Source organism: Amycolatopsis sp. NPDC059235 (assembly GCF_042754125.1).
GTDB lineage: Bacteria > Actinomycetota > Actinomycetes > Mycobacteriales > Pseudonocardiaceae > Amycolatopsis > Amycolatopsis albidoflava.
The window spans coordinates 1-16,678 of record NZ_JBHZAG010000139.1 but is presented as its reverse complement, the minus strand read 5'-3'; the positions used below and the strand labels follow the sequence as shown (position 1 = coordinate 16,678).

The window sequence follows — 16,678 nt, the reverse complement described above, 5'->3', positions numbered from 1 at the left end:
TTTTCCCCCATTCACACCCACCCCCAGACCGTCAGCACAATCAAGCTTCGGGGTGCCCCACGCAACCACCAGCAATGTCGCCGCCAGGCGACGAGCAGTCACCCAAGCGCAACCCCAACCCCCCGCCGCCGCCCCAACACCGCCATAGCCGCATTACGCCCAGGAATCCCGCTAACCCCGCCACCCCGAACCGCCCCAGCCCCGCAAAGCAACACCCGCTCATACCGAGTCTCAACCCCCCAAGACCCCACCGCTTCGCCATCCCCAAACGGCCAAGACAAATCCCGATGGAAAATATGCCCCCGAGGCAACCCCAACTCCGCCTCCAAATCCACCGGAGTTTTAACCTCAATACAAGGCTCCCCCTCACCATCCACCAGCAAACAATCCACAACCGACTCCGCAAGAACACTGTCCAACGAAGCCAAAGTAGCCCGCAACGCCTCCCTCCGCGCCCCCTCATTATCCACCTCGAACAACCGCGCAGGCATATGCAACCCAAACAACGTCAACGTCTGCACCCCATCCGCCCTTTCCCTCGCCCCGAGAACAGACGGATCAGTCAATGAATGACAGTAAATCTCACAAGGCGGCACCGCCGGAATCCGCCCCGAAGCAGCCTCCCGATAAGCAGTCTCCAACTGAGCAAACGATTCATTAACATGAAACGTCCCCCCGAACGCATCCCGCGGATCAACACCTGAATCACGCAACCGAGGCAACCGCCGCAACACCATATTCACCTTCAACTGCGCCCCCTCAGGCGACTCCCCGGCCTCCTCGCCAAGCAACCGAGCAAGCACCCGCGGCGCGACATTCGCCAGCACATGCCCCCCGCTCACCACACGCTCCACGTCGCCTTCGCGATAACGAACGTCGCCATCCGGCTCGACAGAGACCACCTCCGCACCAGTAACCAGCAGCGCCCCAGCCCGACGAGCCGCCCCAGCGAGCGCATCGGTAACCGCGCCCATTCCGCCAACCGGGACGTCCCAATCACCAGTGCCATTGCCAATCAGGTGATAAAGCAAGCAACGATTCTGCCGAAGCCCCTCATCCTCCGCAGAAGCAAAAGTACCGATCAACCCATCAGTCAGCACAACCCCGCGTACAACGTCATTCTCGAACACCTCACGTAACGTCTCCCCCACCGGACGCTCAAAAAACGTCGCCCAAGCCTCATCGTCACCAATCCGCCGCCGCAACTCTTCCCGAGCAGGCAACGGCTCAGTCAATGAATCGAACGTCGCCCCCGCAACCCGCTCCGCCGCCGCGTAAAACCGCCGCCAAGCCGCGTAATCCTTCGCAGACCCGGTAACCGCGCGAAACGACGCCCCGGTCCGCTCGGCATCCCCCGTGTCGACAAGGAGACCCGTGTCGCCGACCGGCGTATACGACGACATCCGCCGCCTCCGCAACTGGATGTCCAACCCCAGCTCAGCCACGATCCGCCTCGGCAACAAGCTGACCAGATACGAATACCGCGACAACCGGACATCCACGCCAGGGAAAGCGCGGAACGACACCGCCGCGCCGCCGATCTCCGCACGTCGTTCCAGCACCAGCACCGACCGTCCGGCCCGGGCCAGATAAGCAGCGGCGACGAGCCCGTTGTGCCCGCCGCCCACGATCACCGCGTCGTAGTCCACCGCGGCGAGCCTAATGCTTGACCCGGAGCGCACTCCAGGTCTTAGCGTCGCCGACGACAAGATCCGGCGCAGAAGGAGCGACCATGACCGACGTCCCGACCCGGAACCTCGGCGGACTGACGGTTTCCGCACAGGGCTTGGGCTGCATGGGAATGAGCCACGGCTACGGCGCGACCGACGACGCGCAGTCGATCGAAACGCTGCGCCACGCCCTCGACCTCGGCGCGACTTTCCTTGACACGTCTGACTTTTACGGCTCCGGCCACAACGAACGGCTGATCGGCCGCGCGATCGCCGGCCGCCGCGAAGAGGTAGTGCTGGCCACGAAATTCGGCATCGCGAACCGCCTCGGCGAACCGACCGAAGTCCGCGGCGACGCCGCCTACGTGCGCCAGGCCTGCGAAGCCTCGCTGCAGCGGCTCGGCGTCGACCACATCGACCTGTACTACCTCCACCGAGTCGATCCGGACGTCCCGATCGAGGAAACCGTCGGCGCGATGGCCGAGCTGGTGCAGGCCGGAAAAGTACGGCACCTGGGGCTTTCCGAGGCGAGCGCGCAGACGATCCGGCGCGCGCACGCGGTGCACCCGATCGCCGCGCTGGAGAGCGAATGGTCGCTGTGGACCCGCGAACTCGAAGCCGAGATCGTGCCAACCTGCCGCGAACTCGGCATCGGCCTCGTCCCGTTCTCCCCGCTCGGCCGCGGCTTCCTGACCGGCCGCTACCGCACCACCGAAACCATGGCGGACAACGACGTGCGGCGCTACCAGCCCCGGTTCGCCGACGGCAACCTCGACCGGAACCTCGCGATCGTGGCGAAACTCGAAGAGCTCGCCACCGCGAAAGAGGTCACGACCGGACAGCTGGCGCTGGCGTGGGTGCAGGCGCGCGGCGAGGACGTCGTGCCGATCCCGGGCACGCGGCGAAAGCAGTACCTGGAGGAAAACCTCGCGGCCCTGACCGTTGAGCTGACCGCGGACGACCTCGCCGCGATCGAGGCCGTCGCCGCACCGGAGAACTTCGCGGGCGCGCGCTACGACGCGGCGCACCTCGCGTTCGTCAACCGCTGAACCACCGAGGCGGCGCTGGACAACAGAAGATCCAGCGTCGCCTGGGCTGCGGCATTCCCCGAGCGACAGCTGTCTCTCGTTCGGGCCGGAGCAGATCGCCCTCGGAGATCGAGCCCCTTGACCTCAACTGGAGCCGGTACGGCCTGCCGCGCTCCTCAGTCGCCCCAGCGAGACCTGGCCGGGCTTCACTCGCTGACCATGCGCTCCACCACGTCGAACGCCTGCGTCAACCGCTCCCGGTGCGACTCCGCCAGCTCGGCCAGGTCCTCCCCCTCCAGCCTGCGCCGGACCGTCGCCACCGCCACCGTCCGGTAGGCCGCGACCACTAACGCGGCCGCCAGCACCGCGTCCCCGGAAAACCGCGTGTCCGCGGCGAGTTCCGCGGCCAGTTCGGCTTCCATCTCGTACCCGAACGCCCGCAGCCGTGCGATCAGCGCGGGCGACTCCGCGACCGTCCGCATCAACGGCTCGACGTCGCCGCCCACGCCGGACAGCACGTGCCCCTCATCCAGCAGCGTCAGCGCGAGCTGCCGGAGCGCGTCCACCACGCCGCCGGTCCGCGTCCGGACCGCCGACCGCACCAGCTCGATCGCCTCCGGCAAGCGGTCCAGCAGCAGGTCCTCCTTGCGCTCGAAGTGCGAGAACACCGTCACCTTGGACACCCCGGCCGCCGCGGCGACCTCGGCGATCGTGACCTCGTCGAACCCGCGTTCCAGGAACAGCGCGGTCGCGACCTCGGCGATCCGCGCCCGCGTCCTGGCTCCGCCCCGATCGCCGCGATTGGGCATGAGTCCACCCTTCCGTGTTACATTTACCTGGTAAGCTTACTCAGTAAGCACACTTGGTTAAGCCGTCGGGCAAGGATAGAGGGGAGTACGTCATGGAGCGGACCGAGGTGATCGTCGCCGGGGCCGGGCCCACCGGGTTGTTCCTCGCCGGGGAGCTCGCGCTGCGCGGGGTGGGAGTGACCGTGCTGGACCGGCTGGAGGAGCCGGACCGGAACATCAAGGCCGGGTCGGTCAACGTCGCCAGCGCCGAGCTGCTCGACCGGCGCGGCCTGCTGCCCGCGGCGGAGGCGGCGCAGCGGCGGTTCCTCGAATCGGTCGGCCGATTCGGCCCGACAGTCGAGGCCGCCAGGCGGGGCGGCCGCCGGTTCCTGGCCGCCGGGCACTTCGCCGGGTTCCTGTTCGACAACGACCTGATCGATCAGAGCGACCCCGTGCTCGCCGCGCACCGGGCGGTGTCGAACGGGCTCGGCGTGCCGCAGCAAGAGGTCGAGCTGATGCTCGCCGAACACTGCGCTCAGCTCGGCGTGGAGGTCCGGCGCGGCGTCGAGGTCCAGGGCGTGCGGGGCGCCGGCGAGTCGGTGACTGTCGAAACGAGCGCGGGCGAGTTCGCCGCGGGCTGGCTCGTCGCGGCCGACGGCGGGCGGAGCGTCATCCGCAAGCAGCTCGGCATCGAGTTCGCCGGCACAGACCCGGACATGACCGGCTACCAGGCGATCGCCGACTTCGAGGACGCGAGCGACCTGCGCCCCGGCTGGACCTGGACGCCGCGCGGGGTCTACGCGTACGGACCGGTCCCCGGCCGGATTTTCCTCAGCCGCTTCCGGAAGCCGCCGCAAGACCGCGACGTTCCGGTGTCGGTCGAGGAGCTGCAGGAAGCCGTCCGCGACGTCACCGGGGTCTCGGTCACCATCACCGGAATCCGCGGCAGGGCAACGCGGTTCACCGACAACGCGCGCCAAGCGCGGCACTACCGCCAAGGCCGCGTGTTCCTGGCAGGCGACGCCGCGCACGTCCACTCCCCGCTCGGCGGACAGGGCCTGAACCTCGGCCTCGGCGACGCGGCGAACCTCGGCTGGAAGCTCGCCGCGACCGTCCAGGGCTGGGCTCCGGCGGGGCTGCTCGACACCTACGAAACCGAACGCCACCCGATCGGCGCGGGGGTGCTCGACTGGACCCGTGCCCAGGTCGCGCTCCTGCGCGGTGACGAACGCACCGAGCAGCTGCGCAAGATCGTCGGCGGCGAACTGCTCCAGGTGCCGGCCGCGATGAACCGCATCGTCGCGCTGTCGTCCGGAATCCTGCAGCACTACGACGTCGCCGACGACGCCGCCGAACCGGTCGGGTCGATTGCCGGGGACGTGGAGCTGACGTCCGGAACCCGCCTCGCTGACCACGCGCACGACGGGCGGTTCGTGCTCGTCGACCGCTCCCCCGACGGCCGGTTCGCGGTCTCCGGCTTGGCCGATCGGCTGGCCTGCGTCGCCGATCCGGCCGACGAACCGAGCCTGCTCGTGCGGCCGGACGGAGTGATCGTCTGGGCGAGTTCCGGGAGCGACGACCAGAAGCTTCTCGACGCCGCGCTCGCGCGATGGGCGGGTGCGAAATAAATAAGTTGCGGGAGTTCGAGGCGGACGGCACAGTGAGCGGCGTCCGGCGGGAAGCCGCCGGCTGCCGGAAGAAAGGGAGGTGCGTCGTGGAGATTGTCCGGGCGCTGTCCTGCCCTCTTCCGCCCGCCCGCCTCGGCTAGAGCACGCGCTCGCCCGGTGGGCACCCTGATCTAGGAGAACCCACCAGTGCGCGAGCACGATTTCGACGAATTTTCCGACGCCTCCGACTACACCGACCGCCGGATGCGCCGTCGCCCGAGCTACGACGACGGGCCCGCCCCGGCCCGCCGGGGACGGCTCACCGAAGCCGAGCGAGTCCGTCTCTCCCAGCTTCGCGAAGACGCCTACACCGAAACCGAACTGCCCGACGGCGCCGACCGATGGACCAACTGGGACGACGCCGACCAAGGGCCGCATCCCCGGCCGGATTGGGTGGTCACGGAACTCGCCGCGGTCGACACCGACCTCGGCGTGCTCAAGACCGGCAAGGAAGCGGATGTCCATCTGCTGCGCCGCAATCTTCCCGGCGAAGACGGCGTTCTGCTTGCGGCCAAGCGATACCGCTCAGACGAGCACAAGCTGTTCCACCGCGACGCGGGCTATCTCGAGGGCAGGCGGATGCGCCGGTCCCGCGAGATGCGCGCGATGGCCGGGCGCACCTCGTTCGGCCGCAACCTGATCGCCGAACAGTGGGCGGTGGCGGAGTTCGCCGTCCTCAGTCGCTTGTGGACGATCGGCGCGCCGGTGCCGTATCCGGTGCAGCGGCACGGCACCGAGATCCTGCTGGAATTCCTCGGCGAATCCGACGGCACCGCCGCGCCCCGGCTGGCGCAGCTGCGGCCCGAACCGGACGAGCTGGCCGACCTGTGGGAGCAGGCCGTGTCCGCGCTGGAACTCCTGGCGGGGCAAGGGCTCGCGCACGGCGACCTGTCCGCGTACAACCTCCTGGTGCACGAAGGACACCTGATGGTGATCGACCTTCCCCAGGCGGTCGACGTGATCGCGAACCCCCGCGGCCGGGAATTCCTGGCCCGGGACGTCGCGAACCTCGCCGGATGGTTCCACGGCCGCGGACTGTCCGAACAGGTCACCGACACCGATGACCTGGTGCGGGAACTGGAAAGCGCGGCCGGTCTCGGCTGAGCGGGCGGGCGGGGCCGCGAGTGTGCGGCAGCGCACACCTGCGACCCCGCCCACAACCGCCCACCTGGGTGCGGGGCAACCGCGATCTCTCAGGTAGAGTGTGTCAAGACCGCAACGGCGGCGTGGATGAGTTGGTGTCCGTCGCCTCCACAGTCCGCAGAAGGACTCGCGGCCATCCGAAGCAATTTCCGTCGGTGTGCCACGCCATGGCTCGGCGCACCGGGTCCGTCCCTGTGAACGCCCATCGCCACACCATCTTGCCCTGCCTGCGCGCGGGCAGCCCGGGCCTCCCTTGCGACGTGCCACGTCCGAGAGGCATTTGTGACAGTCACGTACGAACCCGGCCAGTCTTCCCGCTCCCGCGGGGACCGCCCCGAGCGCAAGCCGCGGCACCGGCCGGCCGGTGGAGACGTTCTCCACAACGACACGGTGGAGACCCCCGCCGTGAAGACCTTCGCCCAGCTGGGCCTGCCCGAGCCGCTGCTGCGGGCGCTCGCCGAGGCGGGCATCGACTCCCCGTTCCCGATCCAGTCCGCGACCATCCCGGACGCGCTGGCCGGCCGCGACGTGCTGGGCCGCGCCCAGACCGGTTCCGGCAAGACGCTGGCCTTCGGCCTGGCCATCCTGGCCCGGCTCGACGGCGGCAAGGCCCGCCCGAAGCGCCCCCGCGCGCTCGTGCTGGTGCCGACCCGCGAACTGGCCATGCAGGTGGCCGACTCGCTGACCCCGCTCGCCAAGTCCCTCGGCCTCTGGTGCCGCACCGCGGTCGGCGGCATGTCCTTCGGCCGCCAGGCGGAGTCGCTCGCCCGCGGCGTCGACCTGCTGATCGCCACCCCGGGACGGCTGTCGGACCACGTCCGCCAGGGCACCGCCTCGCTCGGCGACTGCAACTTCATCGCGCTCGACGAGGCCGACCAGATGGCCGACATGGGCTTCATGCCGCAGGTCCGCGAGATCATGGACCTCACCCCTCCCGGCGGGCAGCGGCTGCTGTTCTCCGCGACGCTCGACGGCGACGTCGACAAGCTGGTCCGGCAGTACCTGGCCGACCCGGTCACGCACTCGGTCGCGCCGTCGACCGCGAGCGTCACCACCATGGACCACCACCTGTTCCAGGTGTCGCACTCGGACAAGCAGGACATCATCACCCGGATCGGCGCCCGCGAGGGCCGCACGATCATGTTCGTGCGCACCAAGCACCACGTGGACCGGCTCACCGAGCGGCTGCGCGAGAGCGGCGTGCACGCGGTCGCCCTGCACGGCGGCAAGACCCAGGGCCAGCGCAACCGCGTCCTCGCCGACTTCAAGGAAGGCCACGCGGCGGTCCTGGTGGCCACCGACGTCGCCGCGCGCGGCATCCACGTCGACGACATCTCCCTGGTGCTGCACGTCGACCCGGCCGCGGACCACAAGGACTACCTGCACCGCGCGGGCCGCACCGCCCGCGCGGGCGCGTCCGGCATCGTCGTCACCCTGGTGACGCACGACCAGCGGCGCACCGTCCGCCGGATGACCGACCGGGCCGGCGTCCGCGCCGAGACCACGATGATCCGCGCCGAGGACGAGGACCTGTCGCGCATCACCGGCGCCCGCGAGCCGAGCGGCGAGCCGGTTGTGGAACGTCGCCGGGAGTCCCCGCGCCGCTCCGGCGGCCGAGGCTTCGGCGGCGACCGCGGCGGCTTCCGAGGCCCGCGCGAAGGCGGCGGCTACCGCGGTTCCCGCGAAGGCGGCCGCGGTGGTTACGGCTCGCGTGACGATCGCGGCGGTTACGGCTCCCGCGACGACCGCGGTGGTTACGGTTCGCGTGACGACCGAGGCTCGCGCGACGGCGGCTACAACCGTGGCTCGTACGAAGGCCGCGGCTCCCGCGACGGCGGTTACGCCCGCGAAGGCGGTCGCGAAGGCGGCTACTCGCGCGAAGGCGGTCGCGAAGGCGGCTACTCGCGCGAAGGCGGTCGCGAGGGCGGCTACGCCCGCGAAGGCGGCTACGGCTCCCGGGAAAACCACGGCGGCGGCGGTTACAGCCGCAGCCGAAAGCAGTCCCGCGCCGGCGGCGGCTTCGGCCGCCCGAGCCGCGGCCCGCGCCGCGGACACGACTCGTGATTGACGCTTGAACACTGAGAACGGCCCCGCTTCGGCGGGGCCGTTCTTCGTTTCCGGCAGGTTTCGGGTGCCGGGCCGGTCGGCCGGGGGCGTTCTTCGTTTCCGGCCCGGTTCGCGCACCGCAACGGCTGGCCCCGGGCTCGCTGCCAGCCAGCGCCAGTCACCGCGCCCCGGCAGCCACGCCCGGCTCAACGGCCGTTGCCGCACCGGGCCGCGCCGCCGCAGCGATCGTCGCCGAACTGCATCACGCACAGCGCGACCGTCGCCGCCCAAGAGCATCACGCCCGTCCCACCGGCCGTCGCCGAACAACGTGCCGCCAAGCAAACAGTCGTGGCCGAACAATGCCTCGCCCGTCGCAGCGATCACTACTGAGCACGACCTCGCCCAGCGCAGCCATCACCGCCAAACAGCACCTCGCCCGGCCAACCACACTCCACCAGCCACGCTCCACCGCCACAGCAGCCACTGCCAAACAAAACCTCGCCCAGCGCAGCAGCGGCCGCCAAACAACACCTCGCCCGGCCGACCACACTCCACCAACCAGCCACGCCCCACAGCCGCACCCGCCTGGTTTCCGTTGCCCCGCCCCGCTTCCCGGGCCTCCCGAGACACGGGCCGAGACGGGGGCGGGAAACGCGCCACCCGGCCGGATGCGACACTGCCTCAGTGACTGACACTCCGCCGCTGCCGCCTGAGAACGTCTTCGACTGGCTTGAAACCGAAGGCCAGCGGCGCGCGGAAGCCGGGCTCTCCCGGCGGATGAATCCGCGTCCGGCGCAGCACACCGCGCTCGACCTCGCGGGCGGCGACTACCTCGGGCTCGCCCGGGACAAGCGCGTCGCCGGAGCCGCTGCCGCGGCTGCGTTGCGGTGGGGGGCCGGGGCGACTGGGTCGCGGCTGGTCACCGGGTCCACCGAACTCCACGCGGAGCTCGAACACGAACTCGCCCGGTTCTGCGGAGCCCAAGCGGCGCTGGTGTTCTCCTCCGGATTCACCGCCAACCTCGGCGCGGTCACGGCCCTGTCCGGGGCCGAATCGGCGATCGTCACCGACAAGTACGTCCACGCCTCGCTGGTCGAAGGCTGCCGGCTGTCCCGCGCGGACATCGCGGCCGTCGAGCACTCGGCACCGTCGGCGATCAAGCACGCGTTGGCTACTCGACGCAAACCGCGCGCGGTCGTGGTTGCCGACTCGGTGTTCTCGGCCGACGGCGAGCTCGCGCCGCTGGGCGAACTCGCCGAAATCTGCCGTGCGCACAGTGCCGCGCTGGTGGTCAACGACGCGCACGGCTTCGGCGTCCTCGGCGAAGGCGGCCGGGGCGCGGTGCACGCCGCGGGCCTGTCGTCCGCGCCGGACGTCGTCACCACCCTTACACTCTCGAACGCCCTCGGCTCACAAGGCGGCGCCGTCGTCGGTCCGCGCCGCGTGATCCGGCATCTCGTGGACACCGCGCGCAGCTTCATCTTCGACACCGCCCTCGCCCCGGCGAGCGCCGCCGCCGCGCTGACTGCGTTGCAGGTGCTCAAGTCCGAACCGGACCTGCCGGCGAAGGTCGTCGAGAACGCCGGAAACCTGGCGATGGGGCTGAAAAACGCCGGTCTGCCGGTCGAACTCCCGGAAACCGCGGTGGTCGCGGTGCCGACGCCGTCGCCGCAGGCGGCCACCGCGTGGGCAGAAGCCTGTGCGGAGCAAGGAATCCAGGTCGGCTGCTTCCGCCCGCCCGCCGTACCGGACGGCGTTTCCCGGCTGCGTCTCACCGCCCGCGCGGACCTCTCCGAAGCGGACGTCGACCGCGCGGTGAAGGTGATCGCGGCGACCGCGCCTCGCGGCTGATCCCGGCGGCCTCCCCAAGGAACTCCTCGGACCCGCATGAGACTGCCGTGCATCGAGCGCGAACTTCCCCGACAGCGCACCGCCATCCGCACCGGGTGAGGCAAGCCGCCGAAAACCCCGCTATCCCCGGCGGCGCATGGTGATGTGCGGAATCCCGTCCTCGAGGTATTCCTCGCCCTCGGCCACAAACCCGAACCGCGCGTAAAGCTGCTGCGCATAGGTCTGCGCCTCCAGCACGAACTCGCCCGCCGCGCCCTCCACCGCGGCCGCCATCAACTGCGCCGCCAAACCCTGACCGCGCGCCGACTTCGCCGTCACCACCCGGCCGATCCGCGCGCCGCCGCCAGGTTCGGCCAGCACGCGCAGGCACGCCACCACTTCCGAGCCGGAAGTCAGCCACAGGTGCTGCGTCTCCGGAAGCAGATCGCGCCCGTCGATGTCGGCGTACACGCAGTCTTGTTCCACCACGAACACGTCCGACCGCAGCCGGAGGATCTCGTACAGATCGGCGGCGGCGAGGTCGGGTCCGGCAGCGCGGTGCAGAGTCGTCACACCACCCTGCTTAACACAGCTCAGCCGAAGAGCCGCGCCTGGGATTGCGCCGCGATGTCGTCCGAGAACTGCGAAACCCGCGTGTACACCCCGGGCTTGCCCGGCTTCCCGCATCCGTCGCCGAAGGACACGATGCCGACCAGGGTGTCGCCTTCGACGAGCGGGCCGCCGGAATCTCCCTGGCACGCGTCCTGGCCGCCCTGCGGGTACCCGGCGCACACCATGCTCGCCGGGTCGTAGGTGTCGTAGGCCGTCTTGCAGGTGGAGTCGCTGACGACCGGCACCTGGGCACTGCGCAGCACGTCCGACCGCTCCCCGCCTTCGGAAAGCCGTCCCCAGCCCAGCACGGTCGCCTGCGTGCCTTCCGCGTACAGCGACTGGTCGCTCTTGCCCGCGAGCTTCGCCGCGCGGTACGGCAGCCGTCCGCGCACAGTCAGCACCGCGATGTCGTCGCCCTTGGTCGGGTCGCTGTAGTCCGGGTTCACCCAGACCCGCGAGACGCCGAGTTCCACGCCGTCGTCACCGCGTTTGTCCTGGCGGCCGGCGACCACGTGGACCGACGATTTCGGCAGGGCTTTCGCGCAATGCGCGGCGGTCGCCACCGCGGACGGGCTCACGATCACCGCGCCGCAGAACTGCGAACCGCTCTGGTCGGTGAGGTACACCGCGTACGGGTGGTCGGCCAGCGAGGCTTCGCTGCCGCCGACGATCCGCGGCTGCGCGTGCGAGCCGGGATCGGAAGGCGTCGACGCCCAGGCCGAGCCGACCGGGACCGCGATCGCGGCGGCGAGCAGCGACCCCGCCGCGAGCAAGACCGGACGACGGAACTTCGCGGGCATGGGCTTTCCCTTCATCGGCACTACGACAGCACAGCCTGGACGCGCACGGGAATCAACCGACTCCGGCGCGTGCACACACGGCCGCGATTACCCTAAACGGGCCAAGCCCAAAACGGTGTCACTGGAACGGGTGGACTCTCTATACACCGAGCGCATTCGATTAAGTGGAGTCATGCGACGGAAAACAGCCGCGACGGCCGGCGCGCTGACAGTCTTCTTGCTGGCCGGATGTGCCACGAGCACTCCCACGGCTCCCCCGCCGAGCCCGTTGACCGCGCCGTCGGCAGCGCCCAGCCCGACACTTCCGGCAACTCGGACAGCGACGAGCGCTCCCGCCGTCACCTGGCAGGTGGGTGCTCGCCCGCTTCCGCTGCGCCCGGACGGCTTCGGCGAGATCCAGCCGACTCCACCCGAACTGGTGAACCGCTCGCTGCCGACCCAGGATTTCCTCCCGCCTCCGTCGAGCACCACGTACGCCGCGAAGATCGCCGACGTCCCCGACACCGTGCTCAAGCGCAGCACTTGGCAGGCCGCGTGCCCGGTGTCGTCGGCGGACCTCCGCTACGTCACGCTTTCCTTCTGGGGCTTCGACCATCGCGCGCACACCGGCGAGCTGCTGGTGAACAAGGACGGCGCTTCGGCGGTGGTGAAAGCGTTCAGCGAGCTGTACGCGCAGCAGTTCCCCATCGAGGAAATGCGCATCACCTCCCCCGCCGAGCTCAACGCGCCGCCCACCGGCGACGGCAACGACACCAGCGCGTTCGTCTGCCGTCCGATGCGCGGACAGAAGAACTGGTCCGCGCACGCGTACGGGCTCGCGGTGGACGTCAATCCGTTCTGCAATCCCTACACCAAGGACGACCTCGTCGTGCCGGAGCTGGCATCCGCCTACGTCGACCGCGCCAACGTGCGGCCGGGGATGGTCACCGCCGACGGCCCGATCGTGCGCGCGTTCGCCGGAGCGGGCTGGCAGTGGGGCGGGGCGTGGAAGTCGCCGGTCGACCGGATGCATTTCACAGCCAACGGCGAGTGATCCGGGAACACCGGGGCGGGTCGCCGGGGTTGACTAGGCTGGCAGCAGACCGCTTTCGGGAAGGACCGCCGTGCCGCATTACGACCTGGTGATCATCGGGACCGGATCGGGAAACTCGATCCTCGGGCCGGAGTTCGCCGACCTCCGGACGGCCATCGTCGAGAAGGGCGTGTTCGGCGGGACCTGCCTGAACGTCGGCTGCATCCCGACGAAGATGTTCGTCTACGCCGCCGACGTCGCCGCGACGCCCGCGGGCAGTTCGCGCTTCGGCGTGGACGAGGAGCTCACCGCGGTGCGCTGGCCGGACATCCGGGACCGGATCTTCGGCCGGATCGACCCGATCGCCGAGGGTGGCGCGGAGTACCGCGAGAACCACGAGGACAACCGCAACGTCGACGTCTACCGCGGCGAAGGCCGGTTCACCGGGATGAAGGAGCTGCGCGTCAGCTTCCCCGACGGCCGTCCGGACGAGGTCGTCACCGCGGACCGGTTCGTGCTCGCCGCGGGCGGGCGGCCGGTGATCCCGGACGTGCCGGGGCTGGCCGAAACCGGTTACTACACCTCCGACACGATCATGCGCCTCGACGCGCTGCCAGAGCGGATCGTCATCCTCGGCGGCGGCTACATCGCGGCGGAATTCGCGCACGTCTTCGCGTCGTTCGGCGTCGCGGTCACCATGGTGAACCGCTCCGGCGCCCTGCTGCGGCAGGAGGACGCGGACGTCAGCGCCCGGTTCACCGAACTGGCTTCGCAGCGGTTCGACGTCCGGCTTGAGCGCAAGACGGTTCGCGCGCGCCGCACGGACAACGGGGTCGCGCTGGATCTCGAAGGCCCGCAGGGCGCGGAGACCGTCGAGGCCGATCTGATCCTGGTCGCCACCGGCCGCAAGCCGAACTCGGACCTGCTCGACGTGGGTGCCACCGGCGTCGCCACCACCGAGCGCGGGCACGTCGTGGTGGACGACTACCAGCAGACGTCCGTCGAAGGCATCTACGCGCTCGGCGACATCTCGTCGCCGCTGGAGCTGAAGCACGTCGCGAACCACGAAGCCCGCGTGGTGCAACACAATCTGGCGCACCCGGACGACCGCATCAAGGCCGACCACCGCTTCGTGCCGCACGCGGTGTTCACCTCGCCGCAGGTGGCGTCGGTCGGGCTGACCGAGGCGCAGGCGACCGAACGAGGACTGTCCTTTGTGGTCTCGAAGCAGGACTACGCGGGCATCGCCTACGGCTGGGCGATGGAGGACACCACCGGTTTCGCGAAGCTGCTCGCCGACCCGGCGACCGGACAGCTGCTGGGCGCGCACATCATCGGCCCGCAGGCGTCGACGGTGATCCAGCCGCTGATCCAGGCGATGAGCTTCGGCCTCGACGCGCGGTCGATGGCGCGCGGGCAGTACTGGATCCACCCGGCGATGCCGGAACTGGTGGAAAACGCGCTGCTGAACCTGCCGCTCGACTGACCCCGGGGATACCCAGAGTTGATCTCGCGCCGAGGCGATTCCCGAATCGGGTAACAAGGATGTCGCGTTGTTACTGTTCCCCGCGGAGGTGCGGGGACTGACATGACCGACATGATCGCCGGGGGAATCGTTGTGGCCGCGAAAGATTTGGCCGCTCGCTGGAGCGAGGTCACGGATCTCGAGCTGATGTTCGCCGTGCGGCGCGCGGAGCTCGGGACGACGGCCGCGACGCAGGCATTGCTGGAAGAGCTTCGGGCGATGCCGCCCGAACAGGCTGTGCAATGTCTCGCGGTCGCGGTGGCCGCGCTCGACGACGTCCGGCGCACCGGCCAGCTTCCCGGGCCGGTGCTGGAAGACGCCGCGCTGGCGAGCTAGGCGGCTGTCCGGCGGCAGTGTCCACAGTGGGCAGACGCCGTCGGGGCAGGGACCAAACGAAACGGGCGGCCGGTAACCCACCGGCCGCCCGTTCCCGTCAGATCAGACGAATCGACGCCGACCGGCGAGACCGCCGAAGATCATCTGCGTCACCATCACCACGAGCAGCACGATCAACGACACCGTCCAGCTGCCCGTCGCATCGTGCAGCAGGCCGAACACGAACGGCCCCACCGCGGCCAGCAGGTACCCGAAGCCCTGCGCCATCCCCGACAACCGCGCCGTCTCGGCACCGCTGCGGGCGCGCAGGGCGATCACCGTCAGCGCCAGCGAGAACACGCTCATCCCGATGCCGAGCAGGACACTCCACAGCAGCGGCGAGAACCCGGGCGCGATGACCAGACCCAGCATCCCAGCCGCGCCGAAGACGCCCATTCCGACGATCCACGGGCTCTGGCTCTTCTGCCGCGCCGCGATCGGCGGGATCACCAGGCTGATCGGCACCGCGATCACCGAGATCAGGCCGAGCAGCAGACCGGCGTCGGCCTTGCTGACGCCCGCGTCGATGAAGACCTGCGGCAGCCAGCCCATCACGACGTAGGCGATGAACGACTGCAGGCCGAAGAAGATCGTGACGATCCACGCCAGCGGGCTGCGCATCAGCGACCGGGCGCGAGCGGCACCAGCGGCCGGGCGCGGCGGGCGGCCGGCGCCGCGCGAAGCGATCAGCCACGCCACCAAAGCGATCGCCGACAGCACGCCCCACGCGCCGAGCGCGGCACGCCAGCCGCCGAAGGCGGATTCCAGCGGCGGGCTCAGCGCGGAACCCGCCGCGCCGCCGCCCTGCAGCGCCGCGGTGTAGACGCCGGTCATGAGCCCGACGCGAGCCGGGAACGAATCCTTGATGACCACCGGGATCAGCACGTTGACCAGCGCGATTCCGGCGGTGGCGATGAGCGTGCCGCCGAGCACGACGTACGGTCCGTCGAGCACCCGCACCACCAGGCCCGCCGTCAGCACCGCCAGCGCGAGACCGATCGCCGGGCCAATGCCAAGGCGGCGCGACAGCACGGGCGCGGCCAGGCCGGCGCCTGCGAAGCACAGGCCGGGCAGGGTCGTGAGGATGCTCGCCCACACCGCGGACGCGCCGAGGCTTCCGCGCATTTCCGCGAGCAGCGGGCCGACGCTCGTGATCGCCGGCCGCAGGTTCATCGCCGTCAGCACCACCGCGACCGCCAGCAGCACGCCGCCGGCCACCACGCCCGGCCGGCGACCGGCGGGCACCTCTTCCTCGAGGCTGCCTTCCAGTTCGAGCTCGAGCCGGTCGGAATAGGTGGCGGTGGACACGGCTGCGGAGTCTCGGGAATCGGCGGACATGTGCGCTACTATCGCATACGTAGGATGATTGGATGAAGGGATCAGGCTGTGCCGTTGGCCACCACCCGCCGCGCCGGACTCGTCGACCAGGTCATCGACCAGCTGCGCGAGGCGGTCACCGCAGGAGAATGGCCGATCGGGCACCGGATCCCGACCGAGCCGGAGTTGTCCGCGCAGCTGGGCGTCGGGCGCAACACGGTCCGCGAGGCCGTGCGCGCGCTGGCGCACACCGGGATCTTGGAAGTCCGCCAGGGCGACGGCACGTACGTGCGCGCGACGAGCGAGGTGTCCGGCGCGATCCGCCGGCTGTGCGGCACGGAACTGCGCGAGGTGCTGCACGTGCGCCGGCTGCTGGAGGTCGAAGGCGCCCGGCTGGCCGCGACCGCGCGCACCGACGAAGACGTGGCCGAACTGCGCGTCCTGCTCAACCGCCGCGACACCGACTGGGACGAAGGCCGCCTCGACGATTTCGCCCGCAGCGACGCGGAATTCCACCAGGTGGTGGTCCGGTGCGGGCACAACGGGCTGCTGCTGGAGCTCTACCGCGGCCTGATGGAGGCGATCACCGCGAGCGTGGCGTCCACTTCGGACAATCCGGAGCACGCGGAGATGATCCGGCACCGGGAGCTGGTGGACGCGATCGAAGCCCGCGACGCGGATCGGTCGGCCGCCGAAGCCGCGGGATTCTTGGACGTGCTGATCGCGCGGGCGGAAGACCTGTAGAAGTCCGTGAAGGGCTCCTTGAGGGAATCAGATTCAAGCCAAGAGCCCCGGGACCGACCCAGGATGATATAAACAAAAAAAACACCACCACACACAAATAAAAATAGGAATAAGGAGGAG

14 protein-coding genes are annotated in these 16,678 nt (G+C 70.0%); 9 read left to right on the top strand and 5 right to left on the bottom strand.

Annotation, left to right across the window (positions count from 1 at the left end):
- Window positions 1-98 precede the first annotated feature (98 nt).
- Window positions 99-1,649: a phytoene desaturase family protein gene (locus tag ACFXI3_RS44565; protein ID WP_378408100.1), complete on the bottom strand. Its 1,551-nt coding sequence runs from the start codon at window positions 1,647-1,649 to the stop codon at window positions 99-101.
- A gap of 83 nt (window positions 1,650-1,732) precedes the next feature.
- Between ACFXI3_RS44565 and ACFXI3_RS44560 the strand changes: the two genes are divergently transcribed.
- Window positions 1,733-2,719, top strand: a complete 987-nt coding sequence (locus ACFXI3_RS44560) for an aldo/keto reductase (RefSeq protein ID WP_378408098.1) — start codon at window positions 1,733-1,735, stop codon at window positions 2,717-2,719.
- Between the two features lie 185 nt (window positions 2,720-2,904).
- Here the strand turns inward: ACFXI3_RS44560 and ACFXI3_RS44555 are convergent, their stop codons facing one another.
- A complete protein-coding gene (locus ACFXI3_RS44555; RefSeq protein WP_344286090.1) occupies window positions 2,905-3,507 on the bottom strand; it encodes a helix-turn-helix domain-containing protein in 603 nt (200 codons plus the stop codon).
- Window positions 3,508-3,599: 92 nt separating this feature from the next.
- Here ACFXI3_RS44555 and ACFXI3_RS44550 point away from each other — a divergent pair, with 92 nt between their 5' ends.
- The 4 genes from ACFXI3_RS44550 to ACFXI3_RS44535 all read left to right on the top strand — a co-directional run bounded on the left by ACFXI3_RS44550 (window position 3,600) and on the right by ACFXI3_RS44535 (window position 10,194).
- Window positions 3,600-5,114: an FAD-dependent oxidoreductase gene (locus ACFXI3_RS44550; RefSeq protein WP_378408096.1), complete on the top strand. Its 1,515-nt coding sequence runs from the start codon at window positions 3,600-3,602 to the stop codon at window positions 5,112-5,114.
- A gap of 186 nt (window positions 5,115-5,300) precedes the next feature.
- A complete protein-coding gene (locus tag ACFXI3_RS44545) occupies window positions 5,301-6,257 on the top strand; it encodes a serine protein kinase RIO (protein ID WP_378408094.1) in 957 nt (318 codons plus the stop codon).
- 321 nt (window positions 6,258-6,578) lie between these two features.
- Complete coding sequence (locus ACFXI3_RS44540) at window positions 6,579-8,360, top strand: DEAD/DEAH box helicase (protein WP_378408092.1); 1,782 nt, start codon at window positions 6,579-6,581, stop codon at window positions 8,358-8,360.
- A 667-nt stretch (window positions 8,361-9,027) separates the two neighbouring features.
- A complete protein-coding gene (locus ACFXI3_RS44535) occupies window positions 9,028-10,194 on the top strand; it encodes an 8-amino-7-oxononanoate synthase (RefSeq protein WP_344286086.1) in 1,167 nt (388 codons plus the stop codon).
- Between the two features lie 120 nt (window positions 10,195-10,314).
- Here the strand turns inward: ACFXI3_RS44535 and ACFXI3_RS44530 are convergent, their stop codons facing one another.
- Both ACFXI3_RS44530 and ACFXI3_RS44525 read right to left on the bottom strand, forming a co-directional pair.
- Window positions 10,315-10,746, bottom strand: coding sequence for a GNAT family N-acetyltransferase (locus tag ACFXI3_RS44530; RefSeq protein WP_378408090.1), 432 nt, complete (start codon window positions 10,744-10,746; stop codon window positions 10,315-10,317).
- Between the two features lie 20 nt (window positions 10,747-10,766).
- Entirely contained in the window at window positions 10,767-11,585 is an 819-nt protein-coding gene (locus ACFXI3_RS44525) for a serine protease (RefSeq protein WP_344286084.1), read from the bottom strand.
- 172 nt (window positions 11,586-11,757) lie between these two features.
- Here ACFXI3_RS44525 and ACFXI3_RS44520 point away from each other — a divergent pair, with 172 nt between their 5' ends.
- The 3 genes from ACFXI3_RS44520 (at window position 11,758) to ACFXI3_RS44510 (ending at window position 14,458) form a co-directional block, all read left to right on the top strand.
- The gene (locus ACFXI3_RS44520) at window positions 11,758-12,618 is read left to right on the top strand and encodes a M15 family metallopeptidase (protein WP_378408088.1); all 861 of its coding nucleotides are present in this window, start codon (window positions 11,758-11,760) and stop codon (window positions 12,616-12,618) included.
- Window positions 12,619-12,688: 70 nt separating this feature from the next.
- Window positions 12,689-14,083: a mycothione reductase gene (locus tag ACFXI3_RS44515; RefSeq protein ID WP_378408086.1), complete on the top strand. Its 1,395-nt coding sequence runs from the start codon at window positions 12,689-12,691 to the stop codon at window positions 14,081-14,083.
- Between the two features lie 102 nt (window positions 14,084-14,185).
- Window positions 14,186-14,458 (top strand): hypothetical protein, encoded by a 273-nt coding sequence (locus tag ACFXI3_RS44510; protein WP_378408085.1) that lies wholly within the window; start codon window positions 14,186-14,188, stop codon window positions 14,456-14,458.
- 102 nt (window positions 14,459-14,560) lie between these two features.
- Here the strand turns inward: ACFXI3_RS44510 and ACFXI3_RS44505 are convergent, their stop codons facing one another.
- Window positions 14,561-15,835 carry a CynX/NimT family MFS transporter gene (locus ACFXI3_RS44505; protein WP_378408083.1) on the bottom strand — a complete coding sequence of 425 codons (1,275 nt, stop codon included), beginning with the start codon at window positions 15,833-15,835 and terminating at the stop codon, window positions 14,561-14,563.
- A 48-nt stretch (window positions 15,836-15,883) separates the two neighbouring features.
- Here ACFXI3_RS44505 and ACFXI3_RS44500 point away from each other — a divergent pair, with 48 nt between their 5' ends.
- Window positions 15,884-16,558, top strand: a complete 675-nt coding sequence (locus tag ACFXI3_RS44500; protein WP_344286079.1) for a FadR/GntR family transcriptional regulator — start codon at window positions 15,884-15,886, stop codon at window positions 16,556-16,558.
- Window positions 16,559-16,678 lie beyond the last annotated feature (120 nt).

Coding starts and splice junctions, on each gene's coding strand:
- ACFXI3_RS44520 (WP_378408088.1), top strand. CDS start 11,758: ATGCGACGGAAAACAGCCGCGACGGCCGGCGCGCTGACAGTCTTCTTG.
- ACFXI3_RS44555 (WP_344286090.1), bottom strand. CDS start 3,507: ATGCCCAATCGCGGCGATCGGGGCGGAGCCAGGACGCGGGCGCGGATC.
- ACFXI3_RS44560 (WP_378408098.1), top strand. CDS start 1,733: ATGACCGACGTCCCGACCCGGAACCTCGGCGGACTGACGGTTTCCGCA.
- ACFXI3_RS44510 (WP_378408085.1), top strand. CDS start 14,186: ATGACCGACATGATCGCCGGGGGAATCGTTGTGGCCGCGAAAGATTTG.
- ACFXI3_RS44505 (WP_378408083.1), bottom strand. CDS start 15,835: ATGTCCGCCGATTCCCGAGACTCCGCAGCCGTGTCCACCGCCACCTAT.
- ACFXI3_RS44525 (WP_344286084.1), bottom strand. CDS start 11,585: ATGCCCGCGAAGTTCCGTCGTCCGGTCTTGCTCGCGGCGGGGTCGCTG.
- ACFXI3_RS44550 (WP_378408096.1), top strand. CDS start 3,600: ATGGAGCGGACCGAGGTGATCGTCGCCGGGGCCGGGCCCACCGGGTTG.